This window comes from Dongia sp., assembly GCF_041909655.1.
GTDB lineage: Bacteria > Pseudomonadota > Alphaproteobacteria > Dongiales > Dongiaceae > Dongia.
In genome coordinates this window covers 312,564-333,642 of the sequence record NZ_JAYRDA010000001.1, presented here as the reverse complement: position 1 = coordinate 333,642, position 21,079 = coordinate 312,564, and the positions used below count along the sequence as shown (strand labels likewise).

Annotated in this window: 16 protein-coding genes; 8 read left to right on the top strand and 8 right to left on the bottom strand. The window is 62.2% G+C overall.

All coding sequences use genetic code 11. The features are described from left to right. The first annotated feature begins 32 nt into the window (after positions 1-32). Entirely contained in the window at positions 33-425 is a 393-nt protein-coding gene (locus tag ACE3PR_RS01445) for a low affinity iron permease family protein (RefSeq protein ID WP_374367351.1), read from the top strand. Positions 426-428: 3 nt separating this feature from the next. Here ACE3PR_RS01445 and ACE3PR_RS01440 read toward each other — a convergent pair whose 3' ends face one another. The 4 genes from ACE3PR_RS01440 to ACE3PR_RS01425 form a co-directional block, all read right to left on the bottom strand. Continuing rightward, complete coding sequence (locus ACE3PR_RS01440; RefSeq protein WP_374367349.1) at positions 429-1,337, bottom strand: bifunctional 5,10-methylenetetrahydrofolate dehydrogenase/5,10-methenyltetrahydrofolate cyclohydrolase; 909 nt, start codon at positions 1,335-1,337, stop codon at positions 429-431. Between the two features lie 116 nt (positions 1,338-1,453). Then, positions 1,454-3,301: an AsmA-like C-terminal region-containing protein gene (locus tag ACE3PR_RS01435; RefSeq protein WP_374367346.1), complete on the bottom strand. Its 1,848-nt coding sequence runs from the start codon at positions 3,299-3,301 to the stop codon at positions 1,454-1,456. A 100-nt stretch (positions 3,302-3,401) separates the two neighbouring features. Continuing rightward, positions 3,402-5,066: a choline dehydrogenase gene (locus ACE3PR_RS01430; RefSeq protein WP_374367344.1), complete on the bottom strand. Its 1,665-nt coding sequence runs from the start codon at positions 5,064-5,066 to the stop codon at positions 3,402-3,404. Then, a complete protein-coding gene (locus ACE3PR_RS01425) occupies positions 5,063-6,199 on the bottom strand; it encodes an aromatic ring-hydroxylating dioxygenase subunit alpha (protein ID WP_374367342.1) in 1,137 nt (378 codons plus the stop codon). Before ACE3PR_RS01425 ends, ACE3PR_RS01430 begins: the two co-directional genes overlap by 4 nt. Positions 6,200-6,512: 313 nt before the next feature. On the opposite strand from ACE3PR_RS01425, the gene ACE3PR_RS01420 reads away from it, so the two are divergent. Then, positions 6,513-7,517, top strand: a complete 1,005-nt coding sequence (locus tag ACE3PR_RS01420; protein ID WP_374367339.1) for a GlxA family transcriptional regulator — start codon at positions 6,513-6,515, stop codon at positions 7,515-7,517. On the opposite strand, the gene ACE3PR_RS01415 is transcribed toward ACE3PR_RS01420, so the two are convergent. Continuing rightward, positions 7,518-8,207: a winged helix-turn-helix transcriptional regulator gene (locus ACE3PR_RS01415; RefSeq protein ID WP_374367335.1), complete on the bottom strand. Its 690-nt coding sequence runs from the start codon at positions 8,205-8,207 to the stop codon at positions 7,518-7,520. It lies immediately after the preceding gene. A gap of 258 nt (positions 8,208-8,465) precedes the next feature. On the opposite strand from ACE3PR_RS01415, the gene ACE3PR_RS01410 reads away from it, so the two are divergent. Further along, positions 8,466-9,626 (top strand): acyl-CoA dehydrogenase family protein, encoded by a 1,161-nt coding sequence (locus ACE3PR_RS01410; protein ID WP_374367333.1) that lies wholly within the window; start codon positions 8,466-8,468, stop codon positions 9,624-9,626. Between the two features lie 31 nt (positions 9,627-9,657). On the opposite strand, the gene ACE3PR_RS01405 is transcribed toward ACE3PR_RS01410, so the two are convergent. Beyond that, the gene (locus ACE3PR_RS01405) at positions 9,658-10,356 is read right to left on the bottom strand and encodes an alpha/beta fold hydrolase (RefSeq protein ID WP_374367330.1); all 699 of its coding nucleotides are present in this window, start codon (positions 10,354-10,356) and stop codon (positions 9,658-9,660) included. Between the two features lie 57 nt (positions 10,357-10,413). Next, a complete protein-coding gene (locus ACE3PR_RS01400; protein WP_374367327.1) occupies positions 10,414-13,950 on the bottom strand; it encodes an ABC transporter ATP-binding protein in 3,537 nt (1,178 codons plus the stop codon). Positions 13,951-14,128: 178 nt separating this feature from the next. Between ACE3PR_RS01400 and ACE3PR_RS01395 the strand changes: the two genes are divergently transcribed. Next, positions 14,129-15,019 (top strand): LysR family transcriptional regulator, encoded by an 891-nt coding sequence (locus tag ACE3PR_RS01395; RefSeq protein WP_374367325.1) that lies wholly within the window; start codon positions 14,129-14,131, stop codon positions 15,017-15,019. Here the strand turns inward: ACE3PR_RS01395 and ACE3PR_RS01390 are convergent. Further along, positions 14,949-16,487 carry a PLP-dependent aminotransferase family protein gene (locus ACE3PR_RS01390; protein ID WP_374367323.1) on the bottom strand — a complete coding sequence of 513 codons (1,539 nt, stop codon included), beginning with the start codon at positions 16,485-16,487 and terminating at the stop codon, positions 14,949-14,951. The genes ACE3PR_RS01395 and ACE3PR_RS01390 overlap by 71 nt on opposite strands. 176 nt (positions 16,488-16,663) lie before the next feature. Between ACE3PR_RS01390 and ACE3PR_RS01385 the strand changes: the two genes are divergently transcribed. The 4 genes from ACE3PR_RS01385 (at position 16,664) to ACE3PR_RS01370 (ending at position 21,075) form a co-directional block, all read left to right on the top strand. Further along, complete coding sequence (locus tag ACE3PR_RS01385; RefSeq protein ID WP_374367320.1) at positions 16,664-17,776, top strand: mandelate racemase/muconate lactonizing enzyme family protein; 1,113 nt, start codon at positions 16,664-16,666, stop codon at positions 17,774-17,776. Between the two features lie 178 nt (positions 17,777-17,954). Beyond that, positions 17,955-19,040: an extracellular solute-binding protein gene (locus ACE3PR_RS01380; RefSeq protein WP_374367318.1), complete on the top strand. Its 1,086-nt coding sequence runs from the start codon at positions 17,955-17,957 to the stop codon at positions 19,038-19,040. Positions 19,041-19,104: 64 nt separating this feature from the next. Then, a complete protein-coding gene (locus tag ACE3PR_RS01375) occupies positions 19,105-20,199 on the top strand; it encodes an ABC transporter ATP-binding protein (protein WP_374367316.1) in 1,095 nt (364 codons plus the stop codon). A 6-nt stretch (positions 20,200-20,205) separates the two neighbouring features. Next, a complete protein-coding gene (locus tag ACE3PR_RS01370) occupies positions 20,206-21,075 on the top strand; it encodes an ABC transporter permease (protein WP_374367314.1) in 870 nt (289 codons plus the stop codon). Positions 21,076-21,079: the final 4 nt, after the last annotated feature.

The window sequence follows — 21,079 nt, the reverse complement described above, 5'->3', positions numbered from 1 at the left end:
GCAAGTTGCGCCGCGTTCCCGGAGACCAAATCATGAGCATCAGCCGCGCTTTCACCCGTATCGCCAACGCAACGGCGCATGCTGCCGGTCGCCCGGCGACTTTTGTCGCCTGTCTGGCCATCGTCATCGGTTGGGCGGTTTCCGGGCCGCTCTTCGGCTTTTCGGACACCTGGCAGTTGGTCATCAATACGGGGACGACGATCATCACTTTTCTGATGGTCTTCCTCATTCAGAATACCCAGAACCGCGACAGCGCCGCCATTCAGGTGAAACTTGACGAACTCATCCGCTCGCACCGTTCCGCCCGGAACCGGTTTATCGGCATCGAACATCTGACCGAAGAAGAGCTCGAGGAAGTGCGCGCCCTGTGCGAGAAGGCCGCGACGGGCCGCGCCAAGACCGAAGCCGCCCGCAACGCCGCCTGAGGCTTACCCAATCGGCTGTGGCTGAGCCGGCCCGAACAGGCTCTCGTAATGCCGCTTCTGCCGCGTGGCCCCGATGACGGCATTGCGCATCAGCACGGCGACAGTCACCGGACCGACGCCCCCCGGTACCGGCGTGATCCAGCCGGCGATCTTGCCGACAGAATCGAAATCGACATCCCCAACGACCTTGGTGCTGCCGTCCGGTAGCGTGACCTGGTTGATGCCAATATCGATCACTGCCGCCCCCGGCTTCACCATCTCGGCGGTGATGAGACCCGGCTTTCCGACGGCGACGAAGAGGGCGTCGGCGCGGCGTGAATGCACCGCGAGATTGCGCGTCATGTGATGGCAGACCGTAACCGTCGCCCCTTCCGCCATGAGCAGGAAGGCGATCGGTTTTCCGACGATCTCGGAATGGCCAACCACGACCACTTCGAGCCCAGCCAGACTCAATCCGGTCTGCTTCAGAAGCTCGACCGAGGCCATGGCCGTGCAGGGGCCAAGCTCTAATTCGTTATAGACGATGTTGCCGATCGAGGCTGGATGCATGCCCTCGACATCCTTCAGGGGATGGATGGCGCCCTGTAATTGCTTGATCGAGAGATGGGCCGGCACCGGCCGCTGCAGGATGATGCCGGTAACCCGCGGGTCGGCATTCATGCCGTGGATCGCCGCCAGCAATTGCTCCTGATGGATTTCGGCTGGAAAGGTCATTTCCTCGAACTGGATATCGGCTTTCTCGGCATTGCGCTTCTGGTTGCGGACATAAAGCTGTACGGCACTGACATCGCCGACCGAGATCGAACATAATTTGGGCGCCCAGCCGCCGGCCTTTAGTTCGGCGACCTGGTTGCGGGTCTGACCCAACATGGCAGCGGCGACGGCCCGGCCGTCCAATCCCGTATGCGACATCCCGATCTCTCCACAGCAATCCTGGATGACCGCGCTTTTACCGCCGCAGGCACCGCCTGTCCATCATCGGAGGTCGGGATATTGTTCTGGAAACGGCATAAGGCACCGGTAGCGGGCTATTGCAGGCAGGGATTGCCGGCAATCAGCTGCCGCATCTCCGGCGTGAGCCGTTTTGGATTCGGCGGCGGCAGCGTGCCCGGCCCGGCCCCTTTTTCGGCAAGACCGGCGGAGATGTCATCAAACGTTCCACCGATCTCGATCGGCAGATCGAGGGCGAAGAACCCGCTCGATTCCCGCTGCGATTCCAGGCGCAGATTGATCTCGCCACTCTTCAGGTTTATGCGCCCGTTGCCATCCAGCGTGGCACCTTCGGCTTGTAGCTGGAGAGGCCGCAGGAATGCCTCACCGTCCTGAAGCGTCACGCGGAGACCGAGGCAGCGCAACGCGGCGTTTCCCTTTTCCTCTCGGAACAGGGCACGAAGATCCGTGGACGCCATCTCGATCACAGATGCCCGGATGCTGCCACCAATGATGCCGACCAGCATTTCACCTTCGGCGGCGGTGGCGGCCTCGCCCATGGTGGCGCCGCGTGCCGTGATCACTGCCAGGCCGTCGATCTTGCCGGTGATCTCGCCTGCGGATGCGCCTATCTCCTGTGCCAGCCGATCGGCGTCGATGCCCCTGGCATCGGTCGCCATGTCGAGGCGCGACGTGTCGCCCTCGCTCACCAGCCCGCCTTCCGCAGACATGACGCCGCCGGCAATGCCGAAATCCACCTTTTCAAGCACGACCTCGCCATCCGCCGAATGCCCCTTGCCGGAAAAATCGGCCAGTTTGATGTCGCCATAGCTCAGCCTGCGTGCCGTCAGCTTGGCATCGAGATTGGCGCCGGCATCTTCAGGTGCCGCCAAAGCCATCTGGCGCCAATCGCCAGCGCCGGCACTGCTGGAATCGCCCAGAAATGCATCGATCTTGAGTTCGTCGAAAGCGAGATCGGCGGCAACATCATCCGGCGCGCCGTTGCGACCTTCATCCAGAATCAGGTTCCCGGTAAACGGCATCCCTGCGATTGCGCCCTCGCCGCCGGTCAGCTCCCAATGATCGCCCTGGCGCGTGAGGTCGCCGGCAAGAACCAGCGGATATTTCGCCTCCACTTCCGCACCGAAACTCGCCAGCAGATTGTCGAGCTCCGGCGCGTCGAGCGTCAGTTTCCCGGCAACACCCTCGACATCCAGCGGCTCCATCATGGTGCCGGTGAAGTCAATCCGTGCCGTCCGGCCGGCAATAGTGAGGTCGGTCGCAAAAGGATGCGTCTTGTCACGCAAGGCACGAAAGGATTCCGTCTTTGCCGTCAAGGTGAGCGGCGTATCGTTATAGGCACCCTTCGCCACGAGATCGACGGGCTGGGTATCACTGGGTGCAGTAATGGTCACCTGATCAAGCTTGATGCTGAGAAGGTTGCCGCTGCGTGTCCGGTAGGTGATGAGCGCTTCGGTCATTCCCATGTCGAGCAGGGTCGGGAATTGCGTGCGGTTCTTCGGGATGATGGCAAACCCGCCGGTGCCGGAACCACCACCGCCGCCGAACTTCCAATTGCCTGCGCCGGATTTGTCGCGCTCCAGTACCACCTTCAGCCCTACCGCCCGCAATTGCCGATAGACCGGCATGCCGTCCCAAAGCGAGGCCGGTTCGATTTCAGCGTCGAGGCTTCTGAGCGAGATCATATCCGGTTCGCTGCCCCAGGGCGCATTGGCGACTTTGAGATCGCCGATCGTCAGTTGGATCGGATCGCCCCAACCGATTTCGAAAGTCTCGGCTGTCACCTTCCGCTCCAGGGCATCACTCGCCAGCTTTTCGACCCAAGGCTTGAGATCAGCCGTTACCAGCCACCACAGCCCGCCGCCGATCAGCAGCAGGATCACCGCGATAACGCCCAGAAACGAGATCAACAGCCAACGGCGCAAGGCCCAAGCTCCCTGGATCGGACAGACAAGCTATCATAACGCGGGAGAGAGAATTTGGTTGCCAGGGATTATCGCTGCCGTTGCAGGCAGCAACTCGGACTCATCGCTGCGCCTTTTCCCAATTGTCGTGAATCCAGACGGGGGCCGTCGAGGCCGGCAAGGGCGTCCGCCCACGGATCATGTCGGCGGCCTTCTCGGCAATCATGATGGTGGGGGCGTTGGTATTGCCGCTGACAATAATGGGCATGATCGAGGCGTCGACCACGCGCAAGGATTCCAGCCCGTGCACCCGCAACTGATCATCGACCACCGACAGACGATCTTCGGCGCGGCCCATTTTGCAGGTTCCAACGGGGTGATAGCAGGTCTCGATCGCCCGCCGCACCCAGGCATCGATTGCTTCGTCCGATTGCACGTCGATCCCGGGAAAGAGTTCCTCGCCGGCGAAAGGCGCCATCGCCTTTTGCGCCAGGATTTCGCGGGTGAGCCTGACCGAGGCACGAAGATCCGCCCGGTCCGCCGGATCCTTGAGGTAATTGAAACAGATCGCCGGCTGCTCGCGGGGATCGGCGGAGCGCGCCTTGACGTAACCAAGACTCTTCGGGCGCATCAGGTCGATATGCACCTGGAAGGCATGATCCAGCACGCTGTCGACGGAGCCGGGAATGACCGCGAGCGGCATGAAGGTGAGCTGCAGATCCGGGTGCTCGATACCTGCTTGGCTGCGGATGAAGGCCCCCGCCTCGAAATGATTGGTCGAGGCCGGCCCCTTTTGATCCAGGAACCAGCGCAAGCCGGCCAGTAATTTGCGCGGACCGCGCGTAACCGGATAGAGCGTCACCTTTTGCTTGCAGCGATGCTGGATGACGATGTCCGGATGATCGTTGAGGTTCTCGCCGACCCCGGGGAGCTCGTGCCGCACCTTGATGCCGAGCGCGTGCAGATGATCGGGTGCACCGATGCCGGAGAGCTGCAGGAGTTGCGGCGAGTTGATCGCGCCACCGCTGACGATCACTTCGCGTGTTGCCTCGGCATATTCCGCGCGGCCATGGACCACATAGTCGATCCCGCGCGCGCGGCGCCCATCGAGACGGATGCCGAGCGCCAGCGCGCCAGTCACAACGGTGAGATTCGGGCGACCCAGTGCGGGATGCAGATATCCACGCGCGGCACTCCAGCGCTTGCCGTCGCGCGTGGTCCGGTCGATCGGGCCAAATCCCTCCTGCTGGTGCCCGTTCACGTCGGCGGTATAGGGGTAGCCCGCTTCCAGGCCGGCCGCGATGAAGGCATCGCAGAGCGGAGACCCCGAGAAGTCCGGGCGCGATACATGAAGCGGCCCATCGCCCCCGCGATATTCGTCACCGCCACCCTGCCGCCCTTCCGCGCGTTTGAAGTAGGGCAGGATATCGGCATAGGACCAGCCGCGTGCGCCCGATTGCGCCCAGGAATCATAGTCACGCGCATGGCCGCGGATATAAACCATGCCATTGATCGAGGATGATCCGCCCAGCACGCGACCCCGCGGATGGCTGAGCCGCCGATTGTCGAGATAGGGTTCCGGTTCGGCATTATAAGCCCAGTTGAACTGTGTCGAGGACAGAAGCTGGCCCATGCCGGACGGCATGTCGATCTTCCAGCTCTTGTCCTTGGGTCCCGCTTCCAGCAGCAACACGCGGCAAGCTGAATCCTCAGTCAGGCGGGCAGCCAGGACACAGCCGGCCGAACCAGCCCCGACGATCACATAATCGAACGCGGCAACGGTCATCCGCGGATCGCTTGATAGCAGAGCTTATGGAAGTGATGCACCAGATGCTCACTCTGGTTCACATGCTGCTCATCGATCAGGTAACGGCCCTGATGGAAGCCCATCGAATGCAGACCCTTCTGGTTGCTCACATTGAGAGCGATGTCTTCCGGCCCCAATTCCTGGTTCATCCAGGCAATCGCCGATTTGGTGAGCTCGGGAATCGGCCGGTGGTCCGGCGCGTAATAGCCGAAACGCAGCAGCGATTTCTCGGGCTCCAACGGGATCATGATGAACGTCCCCACCATGTCGGTGAAGGGGAAGCAATAGAGCGTCGTGTTCGGCCACAAGCCGATATTGAAGAACCAATCGGTCTGCCAGGTGGCACCGGCGATCGGCTGGCCATAGGCCGTCTTGGCCCCCGCATTGGGCGGCGCCATATAGGTCCACCATTCGCCGTGCGGGGTCAGGCGATAGGATTTGAAATCGATGAGCGCGGCAAGCTGCTTGTGCACCGGGCCGGAAAGATCGAAATGATAACCCTCGATCGAGTTCTCCTGGATCACCTTCCAGTTGGCGGGCACGATGACATCGACTTCCTCGACCAGCTTCAGATTGTCGAGATCGGGCAGGAAACGGCGCATCTCCTCCTCGGCACCCGGCGCCATCTCGGCCAGGGATTTGGCGTCGTTATCGAGTGTCACATAGACGAAGCCGGCAAAAATCTCGAGCCGCACCGGCTTCAGGCCGAACATCGTCTTGTCGAAATTCTTCAGGCATTCGCTGCGCGGTGCCGCGCGCAGGGCGCCGTCCAGGCCATAGCACCAGGAATGATAGGCACAGCGCAGAACCGCCGGGATCTTGCCGCGGCGCTCGTTGATGAGGCGGTTGCCGCGATGCTGGCAGGCATTGTGGAAGGCGCGGATCTGGCCTTCGCGATCCGCGACCACGATGACGCTCTGCTCGAAAATATCCTGGCAGACAAATGACCCGGCTTCACGGAACTCGTTCACATGGCCGACCACATGCCAGCATTTCATGAAGATCGACCGCTTCTCCTCCTCGAAGACGCGGGAATCATAGAAATACGGAGCCGGCAGTGAAAACCCGGTGCTGGGATCGCTGTAATCCCAGGTCATTTCTTTCGTCAGCATGGCTCACTCCTCCGCGCACAAAGGCCTGGGCGCATGGGCGCCGGCTCTGCTGGTGATTTCTGTCGCCGTCATTCTGGCGGCCACCATGGACAGGGTCCGACAAATTCGGTCAGATCGGTGTCGTCCTATGTTTTCCCGGCATCACCCCGTAACGGACTGATTAATATGATATAAATTTCACTCTTTGCTGACGCCTGCCTTGATTCAGAGCATGAATTTGATTAATTAAGACGCAGGAAAGACTGAATTAATCATATACTCACCGGCGAAACCCGGCCCCATTGCTCCGTCACGCCAGCAAGCAGAGCCAGCGATGCCGCCACAAAACGCCGACACACCGCATCACATCGCCTTCGTTGTCCTGCCCGATTTCTCGAATATGGGCCTGGCACTAGCGATCGAGCCCCTCTTCGTCGCCAATTGGCTGGCGCAGAAGCAACTGTTCCGCTGGTCGATCCTGTCGCTCGATGGCCTCTCGGTGCGCGCCAGCAACGGCATGCATCTGCCGGTCGATGGTGCCTTGGGCGAGATCGGCACCTACCGCACCGTCATCGTGGTGGCGAGTTTCAACGCCAAGGCCCATGCCGAGGATCAGCGCCTGCTCAATTGGCTGCGGCGCATGGCACGCTTCGGCGCCTATATCGGCGGCATTGAGACAGGGAGCGAGATTCTGGCGGCGGCGCATTTGCTCGACGGCCATCCGGCCGCCGTGCATTGGGACAATCTTGACGGCTTCCAGGAACGCTATCCGAATGTCGAAGCCGCAGCACAGCTCTTCACCCTGGGCCGCGGCCGCATGACCTCGGCGGGTGCCACGGCGATCCTCGATCTGATGCTGCGCTGGATCTCCGAACAGGCAGATCCAGGCCTTGCCGCTGAAGTTGGCCAGCATTTCCTGGTGAGCCGCCAGCGCCATCCGCATCAGGAACAGAACGCACCGGAGACCGATCTTGACAGCGTCGCCAATCAAAAGGTGCAGCAGGCGCTCCAGATTATGCAGAAAACCACTGACGAACCCCTGTTATGCCATCAGGTGGCGGCGCGTGTCGGGCTCTCTGAGCGGCAACTGCAACGGCATTTCCAGCGCCATGTCGGCATGAGTCTCGCCCGGCAATACCTGCAATTCCGCCTTGCCAAGGCGCACAAGCTGCTGCAGCAGACCGATCTGCCGGTAACCGAGATCGCCATCACCTGCGGCTTCGGCTCGCTGGAAAATTTCTCGCGTACCTATCGCCGCCATTTCGGCTGCTCGCCCAGCGTCGACCGGCAGCAATTGACCACGGCGCCGGTCTTCCGGCATCGCGCTGCCCGTTCCTGATCAGGCGCTCAGCCGCTCGCCACGGGCAAACGGGCTGAGGCCCAGCCATTTCTGCATGGAGCCGGCCAGCAGTTTGTCCCCGGTCATCTCCAACCGCCCGGCATTGAGTTCGGCCTGTACATTGGTCAGGCCCATCCAGATCGCGGTCATCGTGCGCAGGGAGCATTCGACATAAAGGTCGACCTCGAAGCCCGGATCGACGCCGCACAGATCGACGTCGCGACCTTCAACCACCAGCCACCAATTCTGCCTGGCCAACGGAAGTTCGGGGTAATGAAACTGGATCGTGCAGCGGCGCGGTGGAATTGGCGTCGGATCGAGATTGCGGCGCATATCCCACATCAGCAGCGACGGATCGAGATTCTTCAGTGATTTCTGGGTATCGACCCAGTTCTGGCCCCAGAAACCCAGCTTCATCACCAATTCGCGCAGATCCTCGCCGGCCGGGGTCAGCTGGTATTCGTCGCCGCCGGTACCGGTACGGCTGGCGATCACACCGGCCTGTTCCAATTCCTTCAGCCGCTTCGAGAGCAGGGTTGGCGAGATGCGCGGGACGCCTCGGCGCAAATCGTTAAAGCGCGTGCTGCCGCAAAGCAGCTCGCGCAGGATCAGCGCCGTCCAGCGTGTACAGAAAATTTCCGCCGCCATCGCAACGGGGCAAAATTGGCCATAACTCGCCTTCGTCTCCACGGCACCCTCGCAGCCAGAACCGACCCAAGCGATACGCTAGCCGCAACGCTTCTGACGGGCCAGTATAAAAACTGTACCGCTCGTTAACGATTTGGTTGCGGGGCACAATTGGCGCTAAAGTGCCGTTTTCCGCTGGCTTGCGGCGGCAACGCCAGCCTTGGCTGAAAATCTATTCACTACACTTCCAGGACTAGTGACGAGGACTTCAAACCGTCAGTCTTCCCGGCCTGCGCTACTCACCTTTCAGGATGAACTGCCATGACCCTCGCCACAGCCACTGCCATTGCTCCCGCCGCAGATGCACCGCTTGATTGCGCCGCCATCGCCCGAAACCTCGGACCGAGCTTCGCGTCGCGTGCCGCCCAGGCCGATGCCGCCGATTCTTTTGTCGCGGAAAATTACGCCGAACTCAAATCCTCCGGCCTGATCGAAGCCGGTGTGCCGGCCGATCTCGGCGGCGGCGGTGCCGATATCCGCGCGCTTTGCGGCATGTTGACGGAGCTCGCGCATCATTGCGGCTCCACCGCGCTCGCCTTCGCCATGCATACTCACCAGGTCGCCATCCCCGCCTGGCGCTGGACGCATCAGAAGGCAGCTCCGGTTGAACCCCTGCTGCGCCGCATCGCCGCCGAACGCCTGATCCTTCTTTCGAGCGGTGGCTCCGATTGGGTGGCCGGCTCCGGCGAGGCAACCAAGGTTGAGAACGGCTTCCGCATCAACGCGCGCAAGATCTTTACTTCCGCCGCACCTCTGGGCGATCTGCTGATGACCAGCGCCGTCCTCGGCGAAGGCGAAGACGCCAAGGTGCTGCATTTCGGTGTGCCGATGAAATCGCCGCAGGTAAAAGTCCTGTCCACCTGGAAGACCCTCGGCATGCGCGGCACCGGCTCGCATGATGTAATGATCGACGGCCATGTCGTACCGGAGGCGGCCGTTGCCCTGCAGCGCAAGCAGGGCGAATGGCACCCCCTTTTCCACATCATCTCGATGGTGGCGTTTCCGCTGATTTACGCCGCCTATCTCGGGGTTGCCGAGAGCGCCCGCGACATCGCGATCGGCCTCGCGCAGAAGCGCCGGCCTAGCCAGCATGTGATCGACCTCGTCGGCCGTATGGAGGTGGAACTTCGCGCGGCACAGCTTGCCCATGCCGGGATGATCGCAACGGCAGAACGCGGCAATCCCGGTGCGGAGACGACCAACGAGACGATGATCGGTCGCGCCCTGGTCGCGCGCCATGCCATCGCGGCGGTCGATCTTGCCATGGAAGTGGCCGGTGGCAGCGCCTTCTACCGCGACAATGCATTGGAGCGCCGCTTCCGCGACATTCAGGGTGCCCGCTATCACCCGATGCAGACTGGCCCGCAACATGAATATGCCGGCCGCATGGCGCTCGGCCTCGACATCTCGCATACCTTCTGAGGCGATATGGCTGATGCGGGCGCCGCTCGCATCAGCCAGCTTCGACCAGCCAATCGCGCATCGCCGCCGTCACTTCGCCAGGCTTCTCCATCGGCGTCATATGGCCGCTGCCATCGATGATCACCAGCTTCGCCTGCGGGGCTGCGGCCGCCATTTCCCGATGCAGTTTCACCGGCGCAATCGCATCCTGTGCCCCGCACAAGATGAGAATCGGGCAGCGCAGGTCACGGAGTGCCTGCTCGCCGCCGGTCCGCGCGATCGCGTTCTGGCGCAGGAAAACATCGCGCCCCAGCCGCCGCGTCATCTCCTGGATGCGCAGGGTAAGATCGGAATCGTCCAGGCGATCCGGATGCACAAATTCCGCCAGCATGCGGCGATTGATACCGACAAAGGTGCCGCTGGCCCGCGCCGCCCGATCAAGTGCCTGCCGTTCGGCGACACGTTTGGGGGTATCCGCCCGCATCGAGGTATCCAATAACGCCAGGCGTTCGATCCGCGACGGCGCCAGGCGGGCGATCTCCAGGGCCACAAAACCGCCGAGCGAGAAGCCGGCGAGTGCGAAACTGGGCCGTGCCGTCGCCAGCACGCTCTCGGCCAGTTCCATGAGCGTCTCACCCTTGCTGAGATCGGCGACCACGCAATCCGCGAAATCCGACAATCCCGTCACCTGGGCGCGCCACAATTCCTCGTCGTTCAATGTCCCGGGCAGGAGAATAAGCTGGGTTTTCATGCCCGCGACCTTAGCGGAAGGTGACCCACCGCAACAATTGCCCGATTTGCATTGCCCCTATTGCGCAGCGTTGGCCACACCCCCGGATAGCTGGCTTGCGACAAGCCGTGCATAGGCACCGCGCGCGGCGAGCAGGCCGTCATGCGTTCCGGTTTCCAGCACGCGCCCCTCGCCCATTACCACGATGCAATCGGCATCCCGGATGGTCGACAGGCGATGTGCGATGACGATGGTCGTCCGGTCGGCCTTCAACCGATCGAGCGCCTGGCGCACCGCCCGCTCGTTGAGGGCATCGAGATGCGAGGTGGCCTCGTCCAGGATCAGAACCGGTGCATCCTTGAGGAAAGCGCGGGCGATGGCCACGCGCTGGCGCTGGCCGCCGGAAAGACTCGTACCGCGTTCGCCCACAGGTGAGTCCAGCCCGTCCGGCAGACCGTCGACGAGATCGCGCAAAGAAGCATGATCGATCGCTGCCTGCAACTCGATCTCGCTCGCCTGCGGCCGGGCGATCAGCAAATTCGCCCGCAGGCTGTCATTGAAGAGATAGGTATCCTGCGCGACCAGCGCGATCTGACGGCGCAAATCGTCCAAACGATAATCGCGCAGATCGCGATCGTTCAAGGTGAGCCTACCCTGCGCCGGGTCCCAAAACCGCAGCAGCAATTGTGCAATCGTGGTTTTGCCTGCACCCGACATGCCGACCAGAGCCAGCGTACGCCCGGCCGGAATGTCGAAGCCCACGGCCGTCAGCGCCGGCCTCGCCTGGCCCGGATAGGTAAAGCTCACTCCTTCGAGTGCCAGGCGCACAGGTCCGATCGCCTCCGCAACGCCCGGCCCGTCCTGCACCGGCACCCCTTCGTTCATCAAGCCATAGATCCGGCGGGTGGCACCCAGGGTATCCGCCAATTGGCGCCCGACCTGCGCGATTTCTGAAACCGGCAGGAAGGCCGCCATCGCCAGGATGGTGAGAAGGGGCAGCAGCGCCGGATCCAGCGAACCGGCTTGGGCAAGCAATCCACCCGCCACCACCACGGCGAGACCACCAAGGCCGGTGAGAATCTCCAGCAGGCTCTGCTGCAGAGTGAGCTCGCGGTAGAAAGGCAGACGCAGGGCCACATGCCGCCGAGTCAATTCCGCCAACTGCGTGGCACGCCTTTCCTCCTGCTGGAAGGCGACGATCTCGCCCAGGGCCTGCACGGAATCAACGGCAAAGGCACCCATCTCGCCCGCCGCTTCGCGCGCTTCGGAACCCAGCCGATCAACCTTGCCACGTTGCAGGAAGGGACAGATTCCGACCGCCAGCAGGAAAGGCAGCAGCGACAGAGCCAGCCAGGGATGAGCACCCCACAGCACGGCCACCACGACAGCCGGCACCAGCACGGCGACGAAGGCCGGGGCGATGGTATGCGCAAAGAAATACTCGACCAACTCGATGTCATGGGTCACCAGAGTCATCAGATCGCCGCTGCGGCGGCGCACCAGATAGGCCGGGGCCAGTGCATCCAGCTTTCGGAAGACCGCGAGGCGCATATCGGCCAGCAATCGGAAAGCCATGTCATGGGCGACCCAGGACTCAAGCCAATGCAGCAGACCGGCCAGCGGCGCCAGAATTGCGAGCGCCCAGAGCCAATGCCCGTAAGGGGCACCGTTCTTCAGCGCCAGCACGGTGAGCGCGCTCAGGACGCCCACGCCGATGAACGCCACAACGCGCAACACGCCGAACAGGAAGGTGGCGGCAAGGCGCCCCTTCCAGGGCATCGCCAGTTTCATCAGGTTGACGATCAATTGCGGCCAGGTAAGACCTTCCGCCCTGATGACGCCTTCCGTCGGCGCCAGGCTACCTTCCGGCACATGGCCAATCTCATCTTGCGGCCCACCCTCGGCTAGAATCGGGTTCGATCGAGCGGTCTGCCCCGATTCCTGCGCCTGCTCGCGCATCAGATCAGCATAGACACCACCCGCCGCCAGCAGGCTTGCATGCGATCCACTTGCTACGACGCGGCCCTGATCCAGCACCAGGATACGATCGCACCCGATGACGCTCGACAAACGATGCGCAAAGATGAGGGTCGTGCGGCCTTGCATCAGCTTGTCGAGCGCTCCCTGGATCACCGTCTCGTTGGCGGCATCGATTGCGGACAAAGCCTCGTCCAGCACCAGGATCGGCGCATCCCGCAGCACAGCGCGGGCGATGGCTAGGCGCTGCCGCTGTCCGCCGGAGAGTTTGACGCCGCGTTCGCCGACCAAAGTCCGGTAGCCATCCGGCAGGCCCTGGATGAAATCGTGAATGTTCGCCGCGCATGCCGCTGCCTCAATCTCGGCCGGCACCGCATCGGGCCTTCCCATGCGGATATTGTCTTCGATCGTGCCGTGAAACAGGACGCAATCCTGGTTGACCACCGAAATCATGCTCCGAATCTGCGCGAAGGAGAGGCTGCGCAGATCATGTCCGCCTATCTTGATGCTGCCCACTTCCGGATCGTAGAAGCGCAGCAACAAACGCACGATCGAGGATTTGCCGCCGCCCGATCCGCCGACAATACCGATCCGCTCGCCCGCAGCGGCATTGAAGCTCAAGCCTTGATGCACGAGGCGCCGGGTGCCGGGGTAACGGAAGCGCACGGCATCGAAAGTAATGCTGGCCTGTAGCGGCTGCGCGAGTGCGGCTGCAGGAACATCGCCCAGCACCGGCTGTTCGTCGAATATCCGGTAGATCCCCTGCGCTGCCGCCATGCCGACCATACCTTGATGGAGCACGTTGCGGAGCTCGCGCATCGGGCGGAACACTTCGACGCCCAGCATCAGGATGATCAGCAGGGACGTCAATGCCATGCCGCCGCTCTCCACCCGATAGGCGCCCAAGGCCAGGGCTGCTGCCGCGCCGCAGGCAATGGCACTATCGGTGATGCCGCGCGAGAGCACGTTCGTCGCCAAAACCCACATCGTGCGGCGGAATAGGTTCTGGGCTTCCCTTTCCAGCAGATCGGCCCGTGCCCTGCTCTGCCCGAAGGCCTTGAGGGTAGCGAGCCCCTGCAATGAGTCCAGAAACTCGGCCGAGTAGCTGGCATGCGCCCGATCCAGCTCGTGCGACTTGCGCACCTCGAAACTGTGCCACATTGCCGGCGCGAACAAGGCGATGAGCGCAAAGGCCAGCATCACGCCGGCCACCGGCAGATCGATGAAGGCGATCACGGCGAAGATCAGAAAGGGCGTCAGCAGCGCGATCAGGAATTGCGGCAGGAATTGCCCGAAATAGGTCTCCAGTTGCTCGACACCCGATATCAGCGAGAGGCTGAGAATGCCGGAGCGCTGGCGGCCGACGGCACCCGGCCCGAGGGATGCGATCTTCTCGAAGATGGTCTGGCGCAGCTTCGCCTGCACGCGTGAAGCGGTTTCATGAGCCACCATCGCGCGCCAATGTTCGAACACACCGCGCAAGATCATGACGGTTGCTATGGCGGTGATCGGCCAGAACAATTGCTCGATCATGGCGCCCGAAAACAGCGCGCCGATCAACCAGCCCAGCAGCCCCAGCCGCGCGATGCCGAGAGCCGTACCGACGAGGCCGATGACAACCGCCCAAAGGATGCGCATGCGAACGCCCCGGGTAAATATCCACAATCGCGATTCGAAATGCATGGCCGGCCCCAATCCTTGATCGATCACTCATCGGGGCATAGATTACTCCTCACAAATTCGTTCAGCATTCGACATTTCGGTGCAGTGGCTGTACGAATTTGTACACATAAGTCTCGCTGGAAAGGGCCCCGCCGTGAACTGGGACGATCTCCATGTGTTTCTCAGCCTGGCGCGCTCGGGCAAGCTCACCAATGTCGCCAAACAACTGGACGTCAGCCACCCGACCGTGGCGCGGCGGATCAAGGCGCTGGAAGAGTCGATCGGCGCGCGGCTGTTCGACCGCCTGCCGGACCGCTATGCCCTGACCGCCGCCGGCGAGGATCTCCTGGCTGATGCCGAGACGATGGAACTGGCCGCGCAATCCATCGAGCGGCGCAGTGTCGGACTGGGCGACACCAGTCGCGGCCCCGTGCGCCTTTCGGCGGGCGAAAGCATGACCGCCTTCCTGGCCAGTCATCTGCCGCGTCTGCGCACAAATCTGCTCTGCGTCGAATACGAACTCGTCGCCAGCCACATGCTGGCCAATCTATCGCGGCGCGAGGCCGATCTGCTCATCCGCGACCAGGTGCCTGATCTCGCCAGCCTGGTCACGCGCAAGCTGGGCCGCGCGGCCTATGCCGTTTACAGCCATCCCGATCTTGCTCCCGCCAGGCCGGCGCGCGATCAATTGCGCCGCCTGCCCTGGCTCGGCTTCGATGACGATCATGCCTACATGCCGGGTCAATCCTGGATCCGCGCCTTGCTGGACGGTGCCAAGCCGGTCGTGCGCGTCAATGACTGGATGGTGCTGCGCGAGGCCGCGCGGACCGGGACGGGCGCCACCATCCTGCCGTGTTATCTGGGCGATACCGATCCGATTCTCCATCGTATCGGGAAGCCACTTGCCGAAATTGCTGCCGATCAATGGCTGCTGGTTCACCGCGATCTCAGGAACTCGCCCCGGGTGCGCGGCGTCATGGATGCGCTGGTGGCGTTGTTCCAGGAACAGCGTGCTTTGATCGAGGGCCGCGCGCCGCGCCGGTGATGATCTCGGCCAGGATGTCGACGCCCTTGCGGATCTCGCCGGTGCCGATGCCGCTGAACCCCAGTACGAGACCGGATTGCTGAATAGGCTCGATACTGTAGCGCCCGAAGGGCACCACGGTGATATTGCGCGCCAGGGCCGCAGCGCTAATCGCACTCTCCGATGTCCCTTGCGGCAGAACGCCGATCGTGTGCAACCCGGTATCGGTCGGCATCACCTCGATAAGCCCACCGAGCTTCGCTCGCGCCGCGTCGATCAACGCATCGTGGCGCTCGGCATAGAGTTTGCGCATGCGGCGGATATGGGCCGCAAAATGCCCTTCATCCATGAAATCAGCTACCACTGCCTGCGGGTTCGACGGCACGCCGGTGACGAAGGACTTGATCAGCTTGTCGAATACCTCGACCAATCCCTTGGGCACCAGCACATAGCCCAGGCGCAAGGCAGGGAACAAAGTCTTGCTGAATGTCCCGACATAGATGACGCGGTCGGCGGTATCGGTGCTCTTCAGGGTCGGTGGCGGCAGACCGGCATAGCAGAATTCGCCATCGTAATCGTCTTCCACCACCCAGGCATCGGCGGCTTCCGCCGCGGCCAGCAAAGCGAGACGGCGTCGCAGGCTCATGGTCGAACCCAAAGGTTGCTGATGCGCAGGCGTCACGAAGGCGAGGCGGAAGAACGGCGCCCGCGCCAGACCGGCTTCGACCATCAGCCCTTCCCCATCGACCGGGACCGGCAGCAATTCCGCCCCGGCGGCGGCAAAGCAATTCCTGGCGCCGATGGCGCCGGGATTCTCGAACCAGATGCGGTCACCTGGATCGATTAGGATGCTGGCGATGAGCTGGAAGGCGTGCTGTGCGCCATTGGTGATGAAAACCTCCCCCGGCTCACAGGCGATCGCCCGGTTGGCGCGGAGATGCGCGGCGATCGCGCGGCGCAGCGGCATGTAGCCCTGGGTGTCGCCATAGCCCAAGGTCACGTCACGCCGCGCCCGCCAGTGTTTGGCGACATGCCGCGCCCAGAGACCCATGGGAAAGGCATCGAAGGCCGGCATCGCGGTCGTGAAGGCCCGCGGCTCGTGGGTCAGGCGGTCAAGGATGATCGGTGCGCCATGGGTCATACTGCGCGCCAGGCGCGGCGGCCGCTTCACGCTGGCCGTATCCGTTATGGGCTGAACCATGCGCGGCCGATGGGCCTCAAGGGCGCGGGCGACATATGAACCGGCGCCGGTCCGCGATTCGATCAGCCCCTCCGCCTGAAGTCGCGTGAAGGCTTCGATCACCGTCGTGCGGGAGACTTTGAGGTCGTCGGCAATGGTGCGGCTGGCCGGCAGCCGGTCACCGGCCCTCAGCCCGCCTGACAAGATGAGGTCCCGCAGCGCCAGACAGAGCTGCGTGCTGAGCGGCTTCTCCGATTTGGCATCCAGTTTGACGGAGAGCAGCAAGGCGCCGCCGGACTTCTTGACCATTCTGTTACAGACCCATGAATCGCTGCATTTCCGGCAAGCGGTCCGGTAAATTGTCCAAAATGGACCTTCCGTTCCGACCAATATGATCGTTTGTAATCGCCAAGTGAAGCCGGGTTTCATGGCACCTTGCACCGTCCGGCCTTATCATTTTTGACCATTTACCCAGGCCCCCAAAGATGAAGATCAAATCGATCGAGACATTCACCAACCAATATGTCGGCTTCGTGCGGGTCACCGCCGATGACGGATCGCAGGGCTGGGGTCAGGTCTCGACCTATAATTCGGATATCACCAGCCAGATCGTGCATCGCCAGGTAGCACCCTGGGCGTTGGGCTGGTCGATCGATACGGGCGACGATATCGCCCGGCTGGTGGATCTTATTCCGGAGAAGGAGCTGAAATTCCCCGGCTCCTATCTCTGCCGCGCCATTTGCGGCCTGGACACCGCGCTCTGGGACCTCCGTGGCAAGATCGAGGGCAAGCCTGTCTGCGAATTGCTGGGCGGCACGCCCGGCAAAATTCGCGCCTATGCCTCCTCGATGAAGCGCGACATCACGCCGGAGGATGAAGCCAAGCGATTCCTCGCTTTGCGCGACAAACATGGCTTCGATGCCTTCAAATTCCGCGTCGGCGCCGAATTCGGCCATGACATCGACGAATGGCCCGGCCGCACCGAGGCAATCGTGCCCACCATCCGTAAAGCGCTGGGCGATCAGGCCGAATTGCTGGTCGATGGCAATAGCGGCTTCTCGCCCACCCGCGCCATCGAGGTCGGGCGCATGCTGCAGGACAACAATGTCGTGCATTTCGAGGAGCCCTGTATCTACTGGGAGCTTGAGCAGATACGCGAAGTGCGCGATGCGCTCGACCTCGACGTCGCCGCCGGCGAGCAGGATTGCATGATCCCAACCTGGCGCCACATGATCGAAATGAAGGCGGTCGACATCATCCAGCCCGATGTCTGCTATATCGGCGGCATGGTGCGGGCCATGCGCGTCGCCGAGATGGGCGCCAAGGCCGGGCTCCCCTGCACCCCGCACGCCGCCAATTGGTCCCTGGTGACGCTCTTCACCATGCATCTCCTCCGCGCCATCGGGAATCCCGGCAAATATCTCGAATTCTCGATCGAAGGCGCCGATTATTACCCCTGGCAATACGGCCTCTTCCGCAACGATCCCTACGAGGTCAAGGACGGCAAGGTGACGGTTACCGATGCGCCCGGCTGGGGCATCGAGATCGAGCCCACATGGCTGGAACGCGCGACCTATCAGATCAGCCAGCGCGTCTGATTCGGCGGGTCTCCCGGAGAATGGTCTGCACCTTAGTCCAGAATGGACCTACCGTTGCGACCATTCGCCACTTCTAATGTCATCCGATCGCGCGATCTTCGTTCCGTTATCCATTTCGAAGACCCGCGGGGAGGCAACAGAAAATCGGGCAAAAGCGCCCGGAGGGAGAACCGAGATCATGAAACGGGCTACAGCCAAAATCCTCACGACCGGTACGATCACGCTGGCGAGCCTTGCCTTCGCGCAGGCCGCCAATGCCGAAACTTTGCGCTTGTTGACCTGGGGCTCCTACGCGCCGGACCAGGTGATTGAGCTCTTCGAGCAGAAATATCCCGACATCGATGTCGAGGTGACCTTCTCGAACAACGAAGAAATGATTGCGAAACTGCGCGCCACCGGTGGTGCCGGCTACGACCTCGCCCAGCCCAGCCACGACCGCATCTATGCAGTGCAGCAGGAGTACGGCATCTACAAGCCGCTTGATCTTTCCCAGATCGAGACCTCGGTCATCGACGAAAAGCTGTTCGACGGCGTCAAGCAGAACACCACCATCGATGGCAAGGTCTATGCCGTGCCGCATCAATGGGGCACGTCCGGCATCATGGTCGACAAGTCGAAAGCGCCGGAGATCAAAAGCTGGGGCGATCTCTGCGATCCCAAATACAAGGGCAAGACCTCGATGCGCCTGAAGCGCACGATCCTGCTCGGCACCGCCTTCGCCATGGGCGAGAACCCGTTCGAGGCCTATGCCGATCTTGCCAAATACCAGCAGCTCCTCGACAAGGTCGCCGACAAGCTGATCGCCTGCAAGGACAACCTCAAGGCCTATTGGCAGGGCGGCGACGATCTCGCCAATCTCATGCTGTCGGGCGAAGTGATTGCCTCCGAGACCTGGGATTCGACCGCCTTCAAGCTCTATAATGAAAACCCCAATATCGTCTTCGTGCCGCCCGAGACCGGGGCGCTTGCCTGGATCGATACCTTCGCGATCCCGGCCAAGGGCGAGGCTGACGATGCCGCCTATAAGTGGATCAATTTCGTCCTGCAGCCCGAGATCGTCACCATGATGTCGGCCAGCACCGGCGCCATCGCCGCCGTCAAGGGCGGCGCCGATCTGCTGCCGGAGGACAAGAAGGCCGCCGTCGCCGCCGCCTTTACCGAGGCCGACATCGCCAATCTGAAGTTCTTTGCCAATATTCCGGCGGGAGTTGAAGATATGGAAGGCAAGACCTTGGAAAAGATCAAGGCCGCCACGTCGAACTGATCCACTGTTTTGATGAGCGACCGCGGGAGGGGACAATTTCCCTCCCGCCGGTTTTCGGGGAATCATGACCTACGACCTGGAATGCCTCGGCATCACCAAGCGCTTCGGCGCCTTTACGGCCGTCAACGATGTCTCTTTCGACATTCCCAGCGGCTCCTTCTTCTCGATCCTTGGCCCCTCCGGCTGCGGCAAGACCACGCTCATGCGCATGATCGCGGGCTTCGAGGAACCCTCGGCCGGAGACATTCGCCTGAAGGGCCGTTCGGTCACCGGCACGCCGCCCAACAAGCGCAATGTCAAGATGGTGTTCCAGCATCTTGCCCTCTTTCCAATGATGAATGTGGGCGAAAACATCGCCTATGGCTTGCGCTGCGCCGGCCTCAACCGGACCGACATCAAACGCCGCGTCGATGACGTGCTGCAGCGGATCGGCCTGCCCGATGTCGCCGGCAAGGAAATCAACCAGCTCTCCGGCGGCCAGAAGCAGCGCATCGCCATCGCCCGCTGCATGGTACTGGAACCGGACGTTCTGCTGCTCGATGAGCCCCTGGGCGCTCTCGATCTCAAATTGCGCGAGCATATGAAGATCGAGCTCAAATTGCTCCAGCACCAGTTCGACACGACTTTTGTCTACATCACCCATGACCAATCCGAGGCATTGGTCATGTCGGACCGCGTCGCTGTCATGAATGCGGGCCGCTTCGAACAGGTGGGCTCTCCACAGGAGCTCTATCATGCCCCGATGACAGCCTTCGTCGCCGGCTTCGTCGGCGACAGCAATCGCTTCAGCGGCCGTGTTCTGTCGCAGAGCGGCGGCGAGATCGCGGTGGATACACCGGATGCCGGACGCCTGGTTTGCACTGCGATGGCCGGCCAATTGGCGTCCGGTGACACGGTCGACATCTTCGTCCGCCCCGAGGCGATCCAGATCGCCCGAGCCACAGACGCATCGCCCGAAACAGACAATCTCGTCACCGGTATCATCGACAATCTGCTCTTCAATGGCGCCAACAGCCGTGTCCTGGTGCGGGTCGGTGGCGACCGGCTCGTCGAGGTGGATTATATCCCGACCGGCACCGGCGCCGATCTGCGCCCGGGTGATGCCGTGCGCCTGTCATGGTCACCGGCCCAAACCAAATGCTTTTCCCAGGCGGCGTGACGGCAGATGGCCAGCAAGGACATCAACCGCCTTTTCGTCTTTTCGCTGCTGGCTCCATTCCTGCTGTGGATCCTGTTGCTGATCGTGCTGCCGCATATCGGCATCGGCTATCTCTCATTGCGCGAGAAGCTCGGCCCCGGCCAGTACCAGTTTGGCCTCGCCAATTACATCGCCTTCATGGAAGAGCCGATCTATTGGAACACGCTGCTGCGCACCGCCATCATGTCGATCCTGGTAACGGTCCTCACCCTCGTCATCGGCTTTCCCATCGCCTATTACATCGCCAAGATCGCCGGACATCGTGCGCGACCGGCCCTCTTCCTGATGTGTCTCATTCCGCTCTGGGTCAGCGACCTCGTGCGCGCCTTCGGCTGGATCATGCTGCTGCGCGAGACCGGCCTGGTTTCCGGTCTGCTGCAATGGAGCGGCCTCGCCGCCGAGCCGGTCGAACTCCTTTATAACGACGTCACTGTCGTGATCGGCCTTATCTATACCGTGGTCCTTTTCATGATCGTGCCGATCACCTCGACCCTCGACGGCATGGACGACAGCCTGATCGAAGCCGGCTACAATCTGGGGGGCAGCCGCTGGACGGTCCTGCGTCGCATCGTCGTTCCCTATGCCATGCCGGGGATCGTGTCGGGCTGCATCGTCGTCTTCATGCTGACCGCAGGCTCCTATCTCACCCCGATCCTGCTCGGCGGCAAGAACAGCATGTGGTTCACCGAGCAGATCTATGACCAGTTCATCACCCGTTACAATTGGGAAAGCGGCGCCACCTTCGGCATCCTGCTGCTGGTCTTCACCTCGCTCGTGGTCTGGCTGGGCCTGCGTTTGAGCGGCCAGAGCCTCGCCACCACCGTGGCCAAGAGGTGATCCG